Source organism: Desulfovibrio sp. An276, from assembly GCF_002159665.1.
Lineage (GTDB): Bacteria > Desulfobacterota > Desulfovibrionia > Desulfovibrionales > Desulfovibrionaceae > Desulfovibrio > Desulfovibrio faecigallinarum.
The window spans coordinates 26,646-43,891 of the sequence record NZ_NFJC01000012.1; the positions used below are offsets into that span (position 1 = coordinate 26,646).

The 17,246-nt window shown below is 58.6% G+C and carries 13 protein-coding genes; 9 read left to right on the forward strand and 4 right to left on the reverse strand.

All coding sequences use genetic code 11. The annotated features are described in order from the left end of the window. Positions 1 to 165 precede the first annotated feature (165 nt). Both B5F76_RS06610 and B5F76_RS06615 read right to left on the reverse strand, forming a co-directional pair. Positions 166 to 1,377, reverse strand: a complete 1,212-nt coding sequence (locus B5F76_RS06610; protein WP_087352553.1) for a hypothetical protein — start codon at positions 1,375 to 1,377, stop codon at positions 166 to 168. Between the two features lie 65 nt (positions 1,378 to 1,442). Continuing rightward, a complete protein-coding gene (locus B5F76_RS06615; protein WP_087352555.1) occupies positions 1,443 to 2,954 on the reverse strand; it encodes an MBOAT family O-acyltransferase in 1,512 nt (503 codons plus the stop codon). A 257-nt stretch (positions 2,955 to 3,211) separates the two neighbouring features. Between B5F76_RS06615 and B5F76_RS06620 the strand changes: the two genes are divergently transcribed. The 5 genes from B5F76_RS06620 (at position 3,212) to B5F76_RS06640 (ending at position 8,851) form a co-directional block, all read left to right on the forward strand. Next, a complete protein-coding gene (locus tag B5F76_RS06620) occupies positions 3,212 to 4,237 on the forward strand; it encodes a radical SAM protein (protein ID WP_087352557.1) in 1,026 nt (341 codons plus the stop codon). A gap of 204 nt (positions 4,238 to 4,441) precedes the next feature. Continuing rightward, on the forward strand, positions 4,442 to 6,013 hold the full coding sequence (zraS, locus tag B5F76_RS06625; protein WP_239406983.1) for a two-component system sensor histidine kinase ZraS: 1,572 nt from the start codon (positions 4,442 to 4,444) through the stop codon (positions 6,011 to 6,013). A gap of 66 nt (positions 6,014 to 6,079) precedes the next feature. Continuing rightward, on the forward strand, positions 6,080 to 7,459 hold the full coding sequence (locus B5F76_RS06630) for a sigma-54-dependent transcriptional regulator (protein WP_087352559.1): 1,380 nt from the start codon (positions 6,080 to 6,082) through the stop codon (positions 7,457 to 7,459). Continuing rightward, entirely contained in the window at positions 7,456 to 8,196 is a 741-nt protein-coding gene (locus tag B5F76_RS06635) for an HD domain-containing protein (RefSeq protein ID WP_239406984.1), read from the forward strand. Before B5F76_RS06630 ends, B5F76_RS06635 begins: the two co-directional genes overlap by 4 nt. A 229-nt stretch (positions 8,197 to 8,425) precedes the next feature. Continuing rightward, the gene (locus B5F76_RS06640) at positions 8,426 to 8,851 is read left to right on the forward strand and encodes a hypothetical protein (RefSeq protein ID WP_204218345.1); all 426 of its coding nucleotides are present in this window, start codon (positions 8,426 to 8,428) and stop codon (positions 8,849 to 8,851) included. A gap of 62 nt (positions 8,852 to 8,913) precedes the next feature. Here the strand turns inward: B5F76_RS06640 and B5F76_RS06645 are convergent, their stop codons facing one another. Continuing rightward, on the reverse strand, positions 8,914 to 9,861 hold the full coding sequence (locus B5F76_RS06645) for a carbohydrate kinase family protein (RefSeq protein ID WP_087352560.1): 948 nt from the start codon (positions 9,859 to 9,861) through the stop codon (positions 8,914 to 8,916). A gap of 295 nt (positions 9,862 to 10,156) precedes the next feature. On the opposite strand from B5F76_RS06645, the gene gltX reads away from it, so the two are divergent. The 4 genes from gltX to B5F76_RS06665 all read left to right on the forward strand — a co-directional run bounded on the left by gltX (position 10,157) and on the right by B5F76_RS06665 (position 15,564). Beyond that, complete coding sequence (gltX, locus tag B5F76_RS06650) at positions 10,157 to 11,548, forward strand: glutamate--tRNA ligase (protein WP_087352616.1); 1,392 nt, start codon at positions 10,157 to 10,159, stop codon at positions 11,546 to 11,548. After that, positions 11,545 to 13,830 carry a DEAD/DEAH box helicase gene (locus B5F76_RS06655; RefSeq protein ID WP_087352562.1) on the forward strand — a complete coding sequence of 762 codons (2,286 nt, stop codon included), beginning with the start codon at positions 11,545 to 11,547 and terminating at the stop codon, positions 13,828 to 13,830. The genes gltX and B5F76_RS06655 overlap by 4 nt, the downstream gene beginning before the upstream one ends. 165 nt (positions 13,831 to 13,995) lie before the next feature. Further along, the gene (locus B5F76_RS06660; protein ID WP_087352564.1) at positions 13,996 to 14,988 is read left to right on the forward strand and encodes a DUF362 domain-containing protein; all 993 of its coding nucleotides are present in this window, start codon (positions 13,996 to 13,998) and stop codon (positions 14,986 to 14,988) included. 294 nt (positions 14,989 to 15,282) lie between these two features. Continuing rightward, positions 15,283 to 15,564 (forward strand): addiction module antidote protein, encoded by a 282-nt coding sequence (locus B5F76_RS06665; protein ID WP_144268405.1) that lies wholly within the window; start codon positions 15,283 to 15,285, stop codon positions 15,562 to 15,564. 4 nt (positions 15,565 to 15,568) lie between these two features. Here B5F76_RS06665 and B5F76_RS06670 read toward each other — a convergent pair whose 3' ends face one another. Further along, on the reverse strand, positions 15,569 to 17,206 hold the full coding sequence (locus B5F76_RS06670) for an NFACT RNA binding domain-containing protein (RefSeq protein ID WP_162608733.1): 1,638 nt from the start codon (positions 17,204 to 17,206) through the stop codon (positions 15,569 to 15,571). Positions 17,207 to 17,246 lie beyond the last annotated feature (40 nt).

The following is a 17,246-nucleotide window of genomic DNA, read 5'->3' on the forward strand; positions in this document are numbered from 1 at the left end:
TGGAGCTTGCAGGCGCACAGGCCAGGGCGCAAGGAACAAAAAACAGGGCTGCTCGCAGGCCCTCTGTTCGGGGAACAGAAAATGCCTTGCACAAGCAAAAAGAGGACTGCCCCCAAGATAGGGGCAGCCCTCTGCATATCCGGGAAAGTATATGTCCGGGAAGGCTTACTGCAGTCTTGCAGGACCTGTGCGCTTCACGCAGCCAAGCTGGAGAAAATCCTCTTCAATGACCCTGGGCAAAAAGGGGCTTGCCACTGCGGCGTGATCTTTCCACTCGTTGATTGCGCGATTCAATGCCTCCATATTGATGTAGGGCAAAAGACCGTTCCACACCCTGGTGAGCTCGTTTGTGATGCGCAGGGCAGCCACTTCGCCGGCATGCGTGCCGTCCACAAATTCGCAGGAGGAGGCGCTGAAGTAGCGCGCGTCAACGGTATTGGCGAGCTCTATGCCGCGTTCTGCAAGGGCCTGTCTCAAGGAAAAGAGATGGGGGTAGAGCGCTTCCTCCTTTTTTAACGCGTCGAGGAGCTCACCCGGCAGGGGAGAGAGAAAGACCACAGGAACAATGCCCCTGCCACGGAGCCGGAAATAGATGTCCGCCAGGGCATCGAGATGGGCCTGGCTCAACGCCTTCTGGGGAGCAAATTCCCCTATGTGGCGCCTTTGCCTGTCCAGTGTTCTGGCAAAGCCTGCGTCAGGCGCGCGCTTTGCAGTAATGATTGAGGTCGCGTAGAAGGAGCCGTCCGAGCCGTAGCCTGTGTCGTCAAACTGGGCGCGTATCCCGAACCTTGCTTCCTGGAAGGACATGAACATGAACTGGGGAAGGGAAATGTCTCCTTGCAAGAGCATGCGCCAGGGAAGGCGCAGGGTATCCATGGTGTAGCTGAAGGGCGAGGGTTCCCTTGGGTCTTGTGCAAAGGGGTTCTTCTCCCAGGCAGACGAGAACCACCAGAAGTCCAGGGCCAGGAGCACCACGTCCGGCTTGTGCAGGGCCAGCATGGCATCAAGGCTTGCTCGCAAGGACGAGAGGGAGTTTGCCGTGCCCGCCATGTTGAGCATGGGGCGCAGGAACATAGTGTCCTTGAGGCTTCCCATGCCGGCCGAGCCAGCAAGCACAATCTGCGGCCTTTTGGTCTTGTAAAGGTCAAGCTTGTATTCGAGGGTGGCGTTTGCATTGCGCCCCACAGTGGAGCCGAAGAGGGCAAAGCCCCTGCTCTGGGCCTGAACGGCCCTGTCCACTGCCAACTCGCCGCTTAAGTACAGCCACAACCCGGAAAGAGGGGCTGCTACGAGCAGGGCTACGGCCACAAGGCCTGCGAGAAGGAGAAAAAAGGCCTTGAGCCAGCTGCGCGTAGTGTCCTTCAACTGATCGCTCATGAATATGTCCTGAAGATATTGGCTTATTTGTGTGTTCTGGCTTATGTGTCCCGATTTGTGTCAGGCTAGAAGATGAAGGGTCTTGTCATGTCCATGACGGAGAGGCACGCAAAGGCTCCACAGGCAAGGACGAGCGCCCAGGAGAGGTTGGGAGCAAAGCTCAACCAGGGCCTTGAACCGTCCCTGCAGCCCATAAAGACCTCGCGCGCCGTGGGCAGGGCAAAGGTGCATATGGCAGCAATGACGAGGGGGACAAGGGAGATTGCGCCCGAGAAGTAGCCGTTTGCAAAGAGGGACAGAGAGCTTGCATCAAAGAGCGCCCTGTAGAGGGCAAGGGCATGGGGCAGGGAGTCTGCGCGGAAAAGTACCCAGGAAAGGCTCACCAGGACAAAGGTCACAAGGATGCAGATCCCGCGAACGACAAGACCGGAAAAGAAGGCGTCGAGGCCTGGACTTCTCACGCGGCGCAGGGCCACGTTGAGGCCAAGGAAGAGCGCATGCACAAGGACCCAGGCAAGGAAGTTCAGCGCTGCCCCGTGCCAGAGGCCTATGGCGAGAAGGCCTGCCATGATGCCAAGGAAGATCCGTGGGAAGGAGGGGGCAGGGCCTGCGAGAGGCTGATAGACGTACTCGCGCACAAAGGAGGAGAGGGTGATGTGCCACCTGCGCCAGAATTCTATGAAGCCGGTTGCCCTGTAGGGTGCTGCAAAGTTTTCCGGAAGCCGCAAGCCCAGCATGAGGGCAGCGCCCAGGGCCATGTCAATATATCCGGAAAAGTCGAAGTAGACCTGGAAGGAAAAGGCAAAGACGCCCCAAAGGGCCTCTGGACTTGTGAGGGCGTACCCTTCGGCTGCAGCAGCAAAGATGGTGTCCGCGTGGGCGCCCAGCCAGTTTGCCAGAAGTACCTTCTTGGCAAGGCCTGCCAGAAAGAGGCCAAGGCCTGTCGCAAGGGTAGGCAGGGAGGGTGCATCCAGATTGTCGAACTGCGTGCCCATCTGCTCGTAGCGCACAATGGGGCCTGCCAGAAGGTAGGGGAAGGCAAGGGAGAAGAGGCCGTGGCGCATGAGGCCTTCCGGCTCAAGGTGGCGCTTGTAGATGGAGATGAGCCATGCAGCCTGGACCAGTGTCCAGAAGGAGATGCCGGCAAGCTCTGTTGTGCTGAGCACAAAGATGTTTTCAGGCCCGGATGCGGCCATGCCCTCCCACAGGGTGGACCAGAAGGGGATCTCGCGTTCGACACCGGACATGGACGGGAAAAGCAAGCCAAGCCTTGGCAGGTAGCGTACAAGCAGGAGGGGGGTAAAGTTGAGCACAAGGGCAAGGAAGAGCAGTCCCTTGCGTCTAAGGGAGCCCTCGCGCTCGCCAGGTGCTGCAAGGGCAAGGCCAAGGCCGTAGTTCACAAGGATCATGAGGCCCAGGATGAGGAGTGCTGCGGGGCTTGCCCAAAAGCAGAACAGGATGGATGCGCCAAGGAGCACAGGGCCAAGGGCCGGCTTGTGCACTATGGCAACCGCTCTCCAGACGAGGACAAGCAGGGGCAGGAAGAACAGGACAAAGACATAGCTGTCAAAGGGCATGCACTCTCCTCACAAGAAAGCATGGCATAAGGGGAAAAATGCCGGATTTTTTTCGTTTGGGCCCTTGCCCTGTTCCAGGGGCGGGCTGCCTTCCTCTACACCAGGAAAGGCCAAAAATCCACATGAAGACCATCCCGTGGGCCAGGTGTCGGAGCTGACAGAAGCTTGACAAGGGAGCGTTCGGGCAAAAGAATTGGGCTACGCGTGAAGGTTACTTTGCTTCATGCCGAAGAAAAAAAAGGAGGACATGCACCCCCTTGAAAACCCTGGTTCACCCTTGGCCCGTGCACGGCAAGGGAACACGCATTGTGCCCGTGTTCCTGCCCTTTGCCGGCTGCCGCACCCGTTGTATCTACTGCGCCCAGACCCTGCAGACAGGAAGGAGCCTGCAGGGCATACGGCAAGTTCTGGACGAGGCCTTCTCCATGCTTCGCGCAAGAAGCAAACGCGGCCTTGAGCCTTGCGAGCTTGCCTTTTACGGCGGCACCTTCACGGCACTTGAAAGGTCGGCTTTCGGGTTTTGCCTGCATAGTGCCCTTGAGTGGCGAAATATGGGGCTCATTTCTTCCTGGCGCTGTTCGACGCGCCCGGACTGCCTTGACGAGCGTCTCCTTTTGGACATGCGCGCAGCAGGCTGCACGACAGTGGAGCTTGGCATACAGAGTTTTGTGAACGAGGTCCTTCGCACTTCCCTTCGTGGCTACGATGCCGAAACTGCCTTTAAGGCCATGGAAATGGTGAAGAATGCGGGCCTGAAGCTTGGCGTGCAGCTTTTGCCAGGGCTTCCGGGGCACACAGCAAGCGATTTTGTGGACGATGTGAACAGGACCCTTGCCGCAAAGCCTGCCTTCATGCGCTTCTACCCCTGCCTTGTGGTGGAAGGAACTGGCCTTGCCAAACTCTATCACGAGGGGCGCTACGTTCCCTGGAGTGTTGCGACAACCATCTCTGCCCTCTCCGAGGGCATCCTCCTTTCCCATGAGAAAAATGTTCCCGTTATCCGCCTTGGGGTTGCCGTGGAACAGGGCTTCGAGGAACACGTGCTGGCAGGGCCGAGGGACCCGAATCTTGGCACCAGGGTACTTTCAGGGGCTCTTTTGAAGCTTGTGGAAAGGGATGTGGAAAGACACGGGGCCATTCGGCGCATGGAGCTTCCAAGGGCAGTGCAGGGCTATCTCTACGGACACAGGCGGGAAAACGCCGAAGCCCTGGGACGTCTTGGTCTGAAAAGGGAAAGTATTGGCTGGATTTCGGGAGAAGAAATACGCATTTTTTGTGGCTAGAACCTGTGCTTCAGCCTTTTTTTGCAGGCCAATGCATGGCGCATGTGAGGCAAGGTGCAAGGGAGGATCTCTTCTGTCAGGCAAGGATACAGTGCCGGAACGTGGTATTGCCGGACAAGGACAGGAAAGCGGCTGGACAGGGAAAAATGCTTGTGAGAAGATGCCCATTCAACTCTCCCCTGTTTTCCCGAAGGATGAATGCCCATGTCCAAGGCCCGGATCCAGCTGCCACGAAACATCAGGCGGGCAAGTCTCTTCTTCAAGCTCTTCAACAGCGAGCATCTTGCGCATATTCCCATGGGAATACTGCTGTTTTTCGGCTTTGTCACCCTGACCATCATGGTCAGCTTCCCGGCACTCATTTCCGTGGAGCGCAACGAGACAACGCTGACGCGCCTTCTGGCAGACAAGGGCTTTTCCCTTATCACAGCCTTCGAAAACGTCCTGCGCACAGGCATGCGCTCGCAGATGGGCATACGGCTGCAGTTTCTGCTCGAGCAGATGACGCAAAGCCCAGATGTGAACTTCATAGCCGTCACCATGCCCGACGGGACCATCATCGCCCATACGGACAGGAGACGCATAGGCGAAATCCTCAATATTGACGGCCGCGAGGCCTCGGAAGCGACCATGCATCAGCTTTCCCCCCGCGGCGAGCGGCGCTGGAGCGTCATGGAAATCGAGGGGACAAGAAGCTTTGTGGTGTACAGCAACTTCCAGCCCATTGCCCCAGACAGAGGCAGAAGGCCAGGAGCGCCCGACGGAGCCGGAAGCGATATGCACGGACAGCACATGGAAGGAAGAGGGCCAGGGCACGGCATGGGGCGCGGACGCGGCATGGGCAGACGCCTTGCCAGTGGCGAGCTTCCCGTGCCCATGATCTTCCTTGGCATGGATATCTCGCCCTTTGACATCACCCGCGCCCAGAACAGGGCCTACATGACCATGCTTGTGGGCGTGACGCTTTTGGTGGGACTTGCCTGTCTGCTTGTCCTCTACCACACGCAAAGGGCCAGGCAGTCCAGCCTGCGCGAAAAGGCAGCCAGAAGCCGCGTGGCAGCCCTGGAAGAGGAAGTGCGCCGCAAGGAAAAGCTTGCCGCAGTGGGCAATCTGGCAGCCGGTGTGGCCCACGAGATCCGCAATCCCCTAAGCTCCATCAAGGGCTATGCCACCTATTTCCAGCAGCGCTTCCCCGAAGGCAGCGAGGACAGGGAGGCTGCTGCCGTCATGGTGCGCGAGGCGGACAGGCTCAACCGCGTTATCACCGAACTCATAGGGCTCTCCCGTCCCACGGACGTGGCCCTGCAGGCCGTGGCCCCGGACGAGGTTATGCAGCATGTGGCGCGCCTGCTTGCCCAGAATGCGGCGAACAGGAACGTAAAGATCATCCTCAATCTGCGCAAGAGCCCGAAGGCCCTGGCCGATCCGGACAGACTGGGCCAGGCTGTGCTCAATTTGTGTCTGAACGCCCTTGACGCCATGCCAAAGGGTGGCAAACTAACCCTTGCCACCAACGTGAGCGAGGGCCGCATCTGCCTGCAGGTGCTGGACAACGGCACAGGCATCAAGCCGGAAAACCTGCCCCATGTCTTTGATCCCTACTTTACCACCAAGACCAAGGGCACGGGTATTGGCCTTGCCACTGTACACAAGATAGTGGAGGCCATGAACGGCGAGATTTCCGTGACTTCCAGGGAAGCCACAGAGCGCCACACAGGGGAGACCTGCTTCAGCATCTGGCTCCCTGTGGCGGAGACACAGGGGAGCCGAGCCTGACACAGGGCCTAGACCCCGCAAAAAATCAGACACAATCTCACACATATACAAAAAGGGCAGGGAACAATGACTACTACAGTACTGGTCGTGGACGACGACGACGCCCACCGCGGCATGCTCAGGATGATGCTCAAGTCCTGGGGCTACACTGTCGAGGAGGCAGCAGACGGGGACGAGGCAGTGGAGAAGGTGCACGCAAAGGCCTTTGACGCTGTGCTCACTGACGTGCGCATGGGCAAGGTGAACGGCATAGAGGCCATGAAGCAGATCTTAAGCTACAACCCCTCGCTGCCGGTCATCCTCATGACAGCCTATTCCTCTGTGGAAACGGCAGTGGACGCCCTGCGCATAGGCGCCTACGACTACCTCATCAAACCGCTGGACTTTGATGCCCTGAAGGAAACGCTCAACAAGGCCATTGAGCACTCGCGCCTGGGTGTGGAGAACAGGGAGCTGAGAAGGCAGTTCTCCGAGGAGAACGCGAGCACCGAAATCCTCGGTCGCTCGCCAGCCATCACCAGCATGCTCTCCATGATCCGCACTGTTGCCCCTACCGAGGCCACAGTGCTCATCACTGGCGAGTCCGGTACCGGCAAGGAGCTTGTGGCAAGAGCCTTGCACGCGCAAAGCCTGCGCAAGGACGAGCCATTGGTTACGGTCAACTGCGCTGCTCTTGCCGAGACATTGCTCGAAAGCGAGCTTTTTGGTCACGAAAAGGGTGCCTTCACAGGCGCAGACAAGCGCAGGGAAGGCCGCTTCAAGCAGGCGGATCGGGGAACCCTTTTCCTTGACGAGATAGGGGAGATGCCCATTGGCGTGCAGGCAAAGCTTTTGCGCGCTCTGCAGCAGGGCGAGATACAGCGCGTTGGCTCAGACAAGAGCGAGCATGTGGATGTGCGCGTCATTGCCGCAACCAACAGGGATTTGCGCAAGGAAGTGGAGGAGAGGCGCTTTCGCGAGGACCTCTATTTCCGCCTCAATGTCATAAGCCTCGAGGTGCCGCCGCTGCGGCAGAGAAAGGAGGACATCCCCCTTCTGGCAGCCCATTTCCTTTCCCACTACGCGGAGCGCAACCACAAGAACGTCAAGGGCTTTTCCGCGCAGTGTATGGATATGCTTTTGCACTACGACTGGCCAGGCAACGTGCGCGAGCTGCAAAACGCGGTTGAGCGCGCTGTCATCCTCTGCACAGGCGAGTACGTGACAGGGCCGGAGCTTCCGGTGAACATAGCGAAACTCGCAGCCGAGGCCATGCCGAAGAGCTCGGAGGTCTCGTCCTCCCTTGCCGGCCTGCCCCTGGAAGAGGTGGAGCGGCGCGCCATAGAGGAAACCCTGCGCGAGACAGGGGACAACAAGAGTGCAGCGGCAAGAAAGCTCGGCATCACAAGGGCCACCCTGCACAAGAAGCTGCGCAAGTACGGCAGCGACAAGGGGGATGCCGAGTGAGAGCCCTTGCACACGGACTGGGCAGAAGGGCCGGAAAGCCCAAAAGAAACCTGAAGCTTGAGCGCGTGGTGGACTTTATCTTCGAGGCTGGCTGGCTCAAAAAGACCCTGCGCACAGGCTGGGCGTATCTTGGAAGCGGTCAGGAGGACGTAGCCCAGCACAGCTTCCGCGTGGCCCTCATAGGCTACGTGCTTGCCAAGAGGGCTGGTGCCAATGCGGAACACACGGCACTTTTGGGGCTTTTCCACGATCTGCACGAGGCCAGGACCTCGGATCTCAACTACATGAACCAGCGCTATACGAACAAGGACGAGCGCAGGGCCCAGGCGGACGCAGTGGAAGGAACCGGCTTTGGGGCGGAGATACTGGCTGCCTACGACGAGTTCGAGGCCAGGGAGAGCCTCGAGGCCAGGCTTGCCAAGGACGCGGACCAGCTGGACCTCCTCTTCAACCTGAAGGAAGAGCTGGACAAGGGCAATGCCTTCGCAAAGGACTGGATAGACGCAGCTCGCGAGAGGCTCAAGACTGCCGAGGCCAGAGAACTGTGCGAGGAAATGCTGCGCACGGACCATAACCGCTGGTGGTTCGGGCATGTGGACAGGCGCTGGTGGGTGGACCGCAAGGAAGGGGGCCTGGGAGACCCCGGGCGAGAGAGGAATCGCGAGCCTTTGAGCAGGCGTGCAGGGCATCCAGGTCGTAGGATATGCAGGCCCATGCTTCTCAAAAACAGGACGTAAGTCTTTGCCGTTCTTGAGAGAACAGCCATCAGGAGTCTGGAGGATCTGCCAAGGCAGCCAACATCATCTTCACCGAAGATTTTGCGCAACTGCGGCAAGATCATGTACTCTTTCGACAAGACAGGCTTTTTGCTGCAGTTCCTTGAGTCCCCTGCTGACGCTACCCTGTTTACCCGCCCCAGGCGCTTGTCACAAAAAAAACTACGACAACAGGGACACAGTCTGTCGCATGCTCAAAGCCCAGAATTTCCAAATTACGGCGCAAGGGCTGGAACTGCCGGACGGCATTTCACCTCTCAAGTCTGTCCCTTCAGAGCTTGTGCCGCACTGCCCTGTGTGCGGTGCGCCCATGTCCATGAATCTGCGCGCGGACGATACCTTTGTGGAGGATGAGGGCTGGCATATGGCAGCCGGTTGCTACGAGGAGTTCCTGCACCGTCACAAGGGCGAGCATATCCTGTTCTGGGAGCTGGGCGTTGGGGAAAACACGCCAGGCATCATCAAATACCCCTTCTGGCGCATTACGTACCAGAATTCCAGGGCAGTCTTTGCCTGCGTGAATCTTTCCCAGGCTTTCTGCCCAAGGGAGATTCAGGAGCAGGCCATCTGCATTGATGGTGACACTGGCACGGAACTGAAGAAGCTGTTGCCGTGAAGAGCAGTAGAGACGAAGAAGGGCCGCGTACATGCGCGGCCCTTTGCACTATTGGCGAATTCCTAGAGACTTATGGGCATTTTGCCAAAGACAGACTCGTACCTTTTGACAAAGTCTTCCTTCGTAAAGTGATGTTCCTGTGTGCCTTGGCAGGCAATGCAGTAGCTCGCGGTAACGGACCCGAACTTTGCGGACTCCACAACCGAGAGACCGTGGCTTAAGCCAAAGAGCAGGCCGGACCTGTGCGAATCGCCAGCCCCCGTCGGATCGGCCACGTGCTCGCAGGGAACTGATGCTATGGTCTCGTCCGTGCCGTCGCGACCGCGCACGCGGCAGCCCTGGGCACCCAGGGTGGTGATGAGCCACTCGACCTGGTTTAACAGATCCTCTTCGCGCTCAAGTTCGAGAAGCTTTGCCGTCATGCCGAGCTCGTAGTCGTTGCACACGTAGGCAAAGGCCCCGTCTATGGCCGTGTTCAGCATATCCTTCGTGAAGATGGGCAGCTGCTGGCCTGGATCGAAGATGTAGCGGACATTGTGTTCCCTGTAGAGTTTCGGGAGATTTTGCATGTCCTCCATGTTGCCGGGGGAGACAATGGCGAGATCCGTACTTCCCAGGTTTTTGAAGGTGTAGCCGCAGGGCCTTGTCATGGCGCCAGGGTAGAAGCCCGTGATCTGGTTGCCGGAAAGGTCCGTGGTAATGTAGCACAGGGCAGTGAAGAGCTCCGGATCGCGGCGTATGCCCTCGACGGAGAGGCCGACTTCCTTCAAGTGATCCGCGTAGGAGTCGAAGTCCCTGCCCCCGCAGCCAAGGATGATGGGTTTTTCACCCAGGAGGGCCAGGGTGTAGGCGATATTGCCGGCGCAACCGCCGCGCCTTTCAATCATGTCGTCTACCATGAAGCTTATGTTGAGCATGTGCAGCTTGTCCATGAGCACATGGTCCTGGAAATTGCCATGGAAATTCATGATGCGGTCGAAGGCAAGGGAACCCGAGACGTATATGGACATGGGAGATCATCCTTGAGAATGGTTTGAGGGTTTGTGAAGCTACCGAAAGATCGGCCTGACAGGATGTTTGCCTCCCCTTTCTAGACGCAAGAAGGCTCTTTGTGAAGCCTTGCCCCCTGCATTGCACAGAGGGGCAAAAGCGGGTACAAAGCCCCCCTGACAATTGCTGTCCGCGCAATCTAGCGCACAGGACAAAGCCCAATGGCATCCACAGGGGCCATCTGCCCCTCGCAATATTTCACGACAAAGGAGGATGGCGCATTTTCCTTTTGGAACCTTGCGCCAGTATTTCGCGATGAACGTTGTTACCCGTTTTGCACCCAGTCCCACAGGGCATCTGCACATAGGTGGGGCCCGTACCGCCATTTTCTGCTGGCTGCTTGCCCGCCATTTTGGCGGCCACTTCCACCTGCGTATCGAGGACACAGATCTCTTGCGCTCCAAGCAGGAGTACACGGACTCCATCCTGGCTTCCATGAAGTGGCTTGGCCTCGACTGGGACGGCGAGCTCACCTACCAGACACAGCGCATGGACCTCTACAGATCCTATGTGGAAAAGCTCTTGCAAAACGGCCAGGCCTACTGGTGCTCCTGCACGGCCGAGGAAGTGGAGGCCATGCGCGAAAGGGCCCGTGCCGTGGGCAAGAAGCCGCGCTACGATGGCCACTGCAGAAATCTCAACCTGGGACCCGGCGAGGGCCGCTGCGTGCGTTTGAGATGCCCGGACGAAGGCAAGATCGTCTTCGACGATATGGTGAAGGGCAAGATCTCCGTGGACGTTTCCGAGCTGGACGATATGGTCATTCAGCGCGCAGACGGCACCCCCACCTACAACATGGCCGTGGTGGTGGACGACTACGAAATGGGCATCACCCACGTCATCCGCGGCGACGACCACGTTTCCAACACCCCGCGCCAGATCCTCATCTACCGCGCCCTGGGCCTGAAGGAGCCCATCTTCGGCCACGTGCCCATGATCCTTGGTTCCGACGGTGCAAAGCTCTCCAAGCGCCACGGCGCAAGGGCTGTCATCGAATACGAGAAGGACGGCCTTCTCCCCCACGCCCTTGTGAACTACCTTGTGCGCCTTGGCTGGTCCCACGGCGATCAGGAGATCTTCGGCCTGGACGAGCTGGTGGAGCTTTTCGACGGCACCCATCTCAATCCCTCGGCTGCCCGCTTCGACACCAACAAGCTGCAGTGGCTCAACGCCCACTACATGCGCGCCCTGCCCGTGAGCGAGCTTGCGCGCCTTGTGCGTCCCTTTGCAGTGGAAGAGGGCTACGGGGAGCTTTCCGACGAGCGTCTGGCTGGCCTGTGCACCCTGTTCCGCGAGCGCGCCAAGACCTTGGTGAAACTGGCAAAGTGCTTTGCTCCCATGCTCAAGAAGGCAGACGAGCTTGTCTATGACGAGAAGGCCGTTGCCAAGAACATCACGCCCGAGACCAAGGAGCGCCTGACAAGGCTTGCCGCAGTGCTTGAAAAGACGGAAGTATTCGAGGCAGAGCACCTGAACGAGGTCTTCAACGGCTTTGTGAAGGACAACAACCTGACCTTCAAGGAAATTGCTCCGGCCCTGCGCACGGCCCTGGTGGGCTTCATGGGTGGCTCCCATCTGCACGACATCATGGCCTTCCTCGGCAGGGAAGAGACACTCGCCCGCATTGCGCGCGCTGCAACCCTGTGATTCGGGAAGAAGACACAATAGGCAAGGACAGGACTGACGCTCAATCAGGCGTTGGTCCTGTCCTTTCGCATGGTCAAGAAAGCGCAGACCCGTTTGATACAGGCTCGTCTGATTCTGCTGGCACAGGTCTTGAGATTCTGGACCCCCGCATCGTGGACTGGGTGCGCTCCCTTGGCTGGGACGAGCTTCGCCCCATACAAAGGGAGGCGCTAGGGCCCATCCTTTCCGGCACGACGGACGTCATTCTTTCTGCAGCCACTGCCTCCGGCAAGACAGAGGCAGCCTTTTTGCCAGCCATCTCCCGCATTTTGGCAGATGCGTGGGATGGCACACCCCTATTGTATCTAAGCCCCTTAAAGGCCCTCATCAACGATCAGTACAGACGCCTTGCCCCCTTGTGCGCGAGGCTGAACCTTCCCCTGATCCCCTGGCACGGGGACCTGCCAGCCCAGGCCAAGCAGAACTATCTGCACTCTGCCCGAGGCATCCTGCTCACGACCCCGGAGTCCCTGGAAGGCTTTCTCCTGCGCCACCCCGCCTTTTGCTACAGGGCCTTCTCCTCCCTTTCTCATGTCATCATAGACGAATTTCACTCCTTTGCCGGTGTCGAGCGCGGCAAGCAGCTGGAAAGCCTTCTGCACCGCATAGAGGCACTTGCGCACCACCCAATCCCCCGAATAGCCCTGAGTGCCACCATTGGCGACGAGAAGGGCATGAAGGAGGAGCTGAGGCCCCACAGGGGAGACTATCCCTGCCGCATCGTCCGGGACGAGGCGGAACGCCACCCCCTGGTACAGCTGCGCGCCTATGTGGAGGTGCCGCCCTTCTTGCGGGAGCGTATAGCAGAGCACGGGGTAGAGGATCTGGCGGACGATCTTTTCAACCTCCTTTCCGGGGGACACCACCTTGTCTTTGCCAACTCGCGCGCCAGAACCGAACAGGTGGCAACACTGCTTGCCAGGCGCTGCAGGCAGTTCGACATGGAAAACGAGTTCTTCCCCCACCACGGAAGTCTCTCGCGCGAGTTGCGGGCCACGCTGGAGGCCAGACTGCAGGATCCGGAAAAGCCCACGACGGCTGTGTGCACCTCGACCCTGGAGCTTGGCATAGACATTGGCAACATGGACAGCGTTGTGCAAATAGACGCGCCCAACTCTGTTGCCAGCCTGAACCAGCGCCTTGGCAGGGCAGGGCGCAGGGGCGGGCAGCAGCTTTTGCGCATCTGCCTTCTGGAAAACTTTGTTTTGCGCAACGCAGGCCTTTCGGACAGGCTTCACATGGGACTTTTCCAGTCCCTGGCAGTACTGCGCCTTTTGCAGGAGGGCTGGTGCGAGCCAGGGGAGGCGGCCAGGCCCCACTACTCGACCCTTGTCCAGCAGATCCTGGCTGTCCTTGGGCAGTACGGGGGTGTCTGCCCGTCCGTGCTCTGGCGGCTTTTGTGCAAGACAGGCCCCTTCAATGTGCCCCAGGACAAGTTTGCAAGGCTCTTGCAGGGTCTTGCAAAAAAGGACCTTGTCTGCAGGAAGGAAGGCGAGCGTGAAATACGCCTTGCCCCAAAGGGCAGGGAGCTTGTGGACACCTCGGACTTTGCCACCTCCTTTCGCACGGCAACCGAGTTCGGGCTCATGCACGAGGGGCGCTTCATGGGGCAGCTTCCCATGACAGAACCCCTGAAGGAAGGGCAGGGCATCCTTTTTGCCGGCAGGGCCTGGAAGGTCGTGTCTCTGGAAGAGAACATGCGCCGCATCCATCTTGAGCCCGAGAGCGAGGGCAAGCCGCCAAGATTTGCCGGTGCCGGCAAGCCCGTGCACGACAGGGTGCGTATGGCAATGCACACCCTCTACGAAAAGGGGAAGGCCCCTGGCTTTCTCAACCAGAAGGGCAGGGTCATGTTCCAGCAGGCGCAGACAGCCTATGTTTTGTACGGACTTGGGAAGGGGAGCCTTGTTGTTGACGGAAACAGGCTTTGCCTCTTTCCCTGGCGTGGGGACAGGTTTTGCGGCACTGTGGCAGCCCTTTTGCGCCTGGCAGGCCTAGAGGCAAGCGACATGGCCGGCATGGTGGACATGGGCACCATCTCGAAGATGACCTTCAAAAGCAGGGTTGGAAAGCTGCTCGACAAGGGCAAGCCAAAGGCTACTGCTTTGACCTGCGGGCTGCAGGAGACATTGCAGGAAAAGTTTGCCTCCCTTGTGGATCCCGAGCTTCTGGCAGAGGACAACATGGCACGCTTCTACCAGCTGGATGACGCCTGGGAGTGGCTTGAGCGGCTGATTGGCTAGGCTTTGCCGCGTGCCACACCCAGAGACGGGAGAGAATCTGGCAAGAAAAAGCCACAAATGCTTATTGCTGTCTCATCGCGGGAGGTTATCCTCTCTTGCAGAATTGAGCGGGTAGAAGAGGGCATACGAGTGATGTCCTCTCGCCCGGGACAACAAGGAGTAGCCATGAGTGGACAGCAAGACGTATCGCGCAGAACATTTGTGAAGGGGAGCGCCGCAGTTGTGGGCGGACTTGCCCTCGGGGGCATGCCCATTCAGGCGCAGGCAAAGGAAAAGACCGCCCGCGTATATTTTTGCCGCACTGTCACTCCCCAAAGCCTCATTGCCATGTACGAGGCCCTGAAACATCCCCTGAAACCCAAGGTGGCAGTGAAGATTTCCACAGGCGAGCCCGGTGGGCACAACTTCCTGCAGCCAGCCCTCATTGCCCCGCTGGTGAAGAAACTGAACGGAACGATTGTCGAGTGCTGCACGGCCTACAAGGGCAGGCGCCTGGACCCGAAGGAACACTGGAAGGCCATCGAAGAGCACGGCTTCAAGGCCATTGCCCCCTGCGACATCATGGACGAGTTTGGCGACATGGCCATCCCGGTGAAGAAAGGCTTCCACCTGAAGGAAAACATTGTGGGCAAGCATCTTGCCAACTACGCATCGATCCTCATGCTCTCCCACTTCAAGGGCCATGCCATGGGCGGCTTTGGCGGAGCCTTGAAAAACATGAGCATAGGCATTGGCTCTACCCGCGGCAAGACCAACATCCACACGGCAGGTGTCACACAGGACTATACGAAGTTTTTCAGCAATCTGCCCAAGCAGGACTATTTCCTCGAATCCATGGCAGACGCCTGCAAGGCTGTCATGGACTACAAGGGCCGCGAGAACATCGTCTACATCAACGTTGCCAACAGGCTCTCCGTTGACTGCGACTGCGACTCAAGCCCAGAGGAACCCAAGATGGCAGACCTCGGCATCTTTGCCTCCACGGATCCCGTGGCTCTGGACCAGGCCTGCTACGACGCTGTGGTGAACTCGAAGGATCCCGGCAAGGCCGCCCTCATCGAGCGCATGGACTCCCGTCACGGCATCCACACAGTGGAAGCTGCTGCCAAGCACGGCCTTGGCGTGCGCAAGTACGAGCTTGTGACCGTGAACGTGTAACATCTTAAGACCTTCCACTTTTTGGGGTATTCCTGGGGGTATCGGGAATGTCCCGATTTTTTGGTGTTCGGAAAGTTGGAGGGTAGCCTTTGGACGGACAACCTTCGACAAAACAGTCTGGAATGGTTCTATATAGAACCATAGTTTCATAACGTTCATAGTAGAAAAAACAGCGTAACCATTTGAGCAGTCAGAGTTTCGTTGCTCGTATGACCATATGGTTCTACTTTTGCCCCAGTCTTGGGCAACAAGAAATGCCTGCCAACCAGGGCAGGCCGAAAGTTGTGCAAGGTCATGAAACAACTTGCTGTGCTCGATATGGCCGATCTCCTCGAAAACGAGGAAATCATGGCCGGGTATCTTTCCGAGATAGTGGCTACAGGGGACAGTGATCTTGTTCTGTCCGCTATCTGCGACATTGTCCGGGCAAAGGGCATGGCTGCCATTGCCAGTGAAGCAGGTCTCAGCCGGGAAGCTCTTGATGCGGCTCTGAGTCCTGGTGCTCCGCCGGACCTTGCCCTTGTTTTGCAACTCCTGAGAGCCTTTGGGCTAAAGCTTCTGGTTGCTCCTGCCTGACGCCCTATTTTTGCTGGGCCATGTTTTGCAAAAGCCTTGCGTCTATGTCCGCAACGGTTTCCACTTGGCGGGTGAAGAGGATTTTGTCCATGCGCATGGTTCCTGCACCGGCCCCTTTCAGGGGGCGCACATGGCGGATTTCGCAGTAGTTGAGGGAGGCTTTTGGTTCGTTTTGCAGCCAGCTTTTGGCAGCAGCAAGGGCTCCGGCCTCGTCCAGGGTTCGCTCCGGAACCTCTTCGCCAGCGTGACTCTTGCGTATGATGACATGGGCTCCGGGGCCGCCTTCCACGTGGACCCAGAGATCGTGGGGCGAGGCCATGCGCCTGGCATCCTGGTTGCCCTTGGCGCTTTTGCCGCGCAAAAGCACAAAGCCGTCCGAGCTTATGAAAAGCTGCACAGTCGAAGGGACCTCGGGCGGAGTGACAACCTTTTTCGCAGCACCCGTTTTTGGGGACTGGGCGCTGCTTCCGCCAAGCAGACAGGCTTCCTTTTGCCTGCGCACTTCCGCAAGTTCCCCTTCAAGCTCCCTTGTCCTTTCCCCAATCCTGACAAGGCCGCGCTCGCCGCGGCGGGCTGTGTGGAAGAAGCGCTCCATGTTTTCGCGCACTGTGTAGCGCGGATCAAGGCGCACCTGCACGGGCTTGCCTTCGAGATCATACAGGTCTGCGCTGTGCAGCCTCTTGTCCATGGGCAGCTGCCAGAGATTGGCCTGCAAAAGAAGACCCTGCTCGCGCCGTGCTGACATTTTCCTGAGTCTTGCCTCGTCCTCGTGCTGCAGCTCAAGGCGCTCAAGCAGCTTCTTTTCCTTGCGTATCCAGGGCGCTGCGGCCCTTTTGGCTGCCTGTTTCGCAGAGGAGGCCAGAACTATGTCCGAACCTGCGTCCATGAAGGCCTGCAAACTGTCCTCACGCACGTGTTCGACAAGGCCTGTTGTATCCGGCAAAGGCCAGGCACTGATGCGGGATATGACCGGCTTTTGCGCAGCGTCGTCCTCAGCTCTTGTGTAGACAAAGACGTCTCCGTCCCCTTCCTCAAGGTCCACAAGCAGGGCTGCTGCGTCGCCAGTGTCCATGAGCTTCAGGCTGCGTCGCAAGGCAGGTGTGAGTACAGGCCACTCCTGCCAGTTCTCCATGGCATTGGGCAGTTCGGCCCGGTCGGGCCAGACGGGTGCTTCCTCGGACGGGAAGGTGTTTTCGTCCGCAAAATGGAGCCAGGGTCCCTCGCGCAGGTCGAGAACAAGCCAGACAAGCCTTGTGTTCTCTTCCCCTGCAGGTGCAGCCCCCTTGCCCCTGCCCTCGACAAGGGCAGCCGGCATGGCGCCAGACATGAGCAGCCACAGCTGCCTTTTCTGCCACAGGGCAAGTGCGTGGCGTATGCTTCTGCCAGCAGCGTACTTGCGCAGCCGCATCACTTCCGCAGAAGGTGTTGAATTGGCGCTGAGCCTTGACTTTGCCAGAAAGAGGAAGGGCTCCTTCCTGCCGCATTTCAAGACGAGCTGCACCTTGCGGTCCGCGGAACGGACAAAGAGATCGAGATTGAAGGTGTAGATGTTCTCGAAAGGCTCCTGAATCTTGACGAGCCTCGCACCTGCGAGCAGGGGAACAAGGTCCCTGGCAAGGCGACGGAAAAGATGTGCGTCCATTTGGCAAATCCTGGAAGGAGGCTTGGCGCGGATTTTGGGC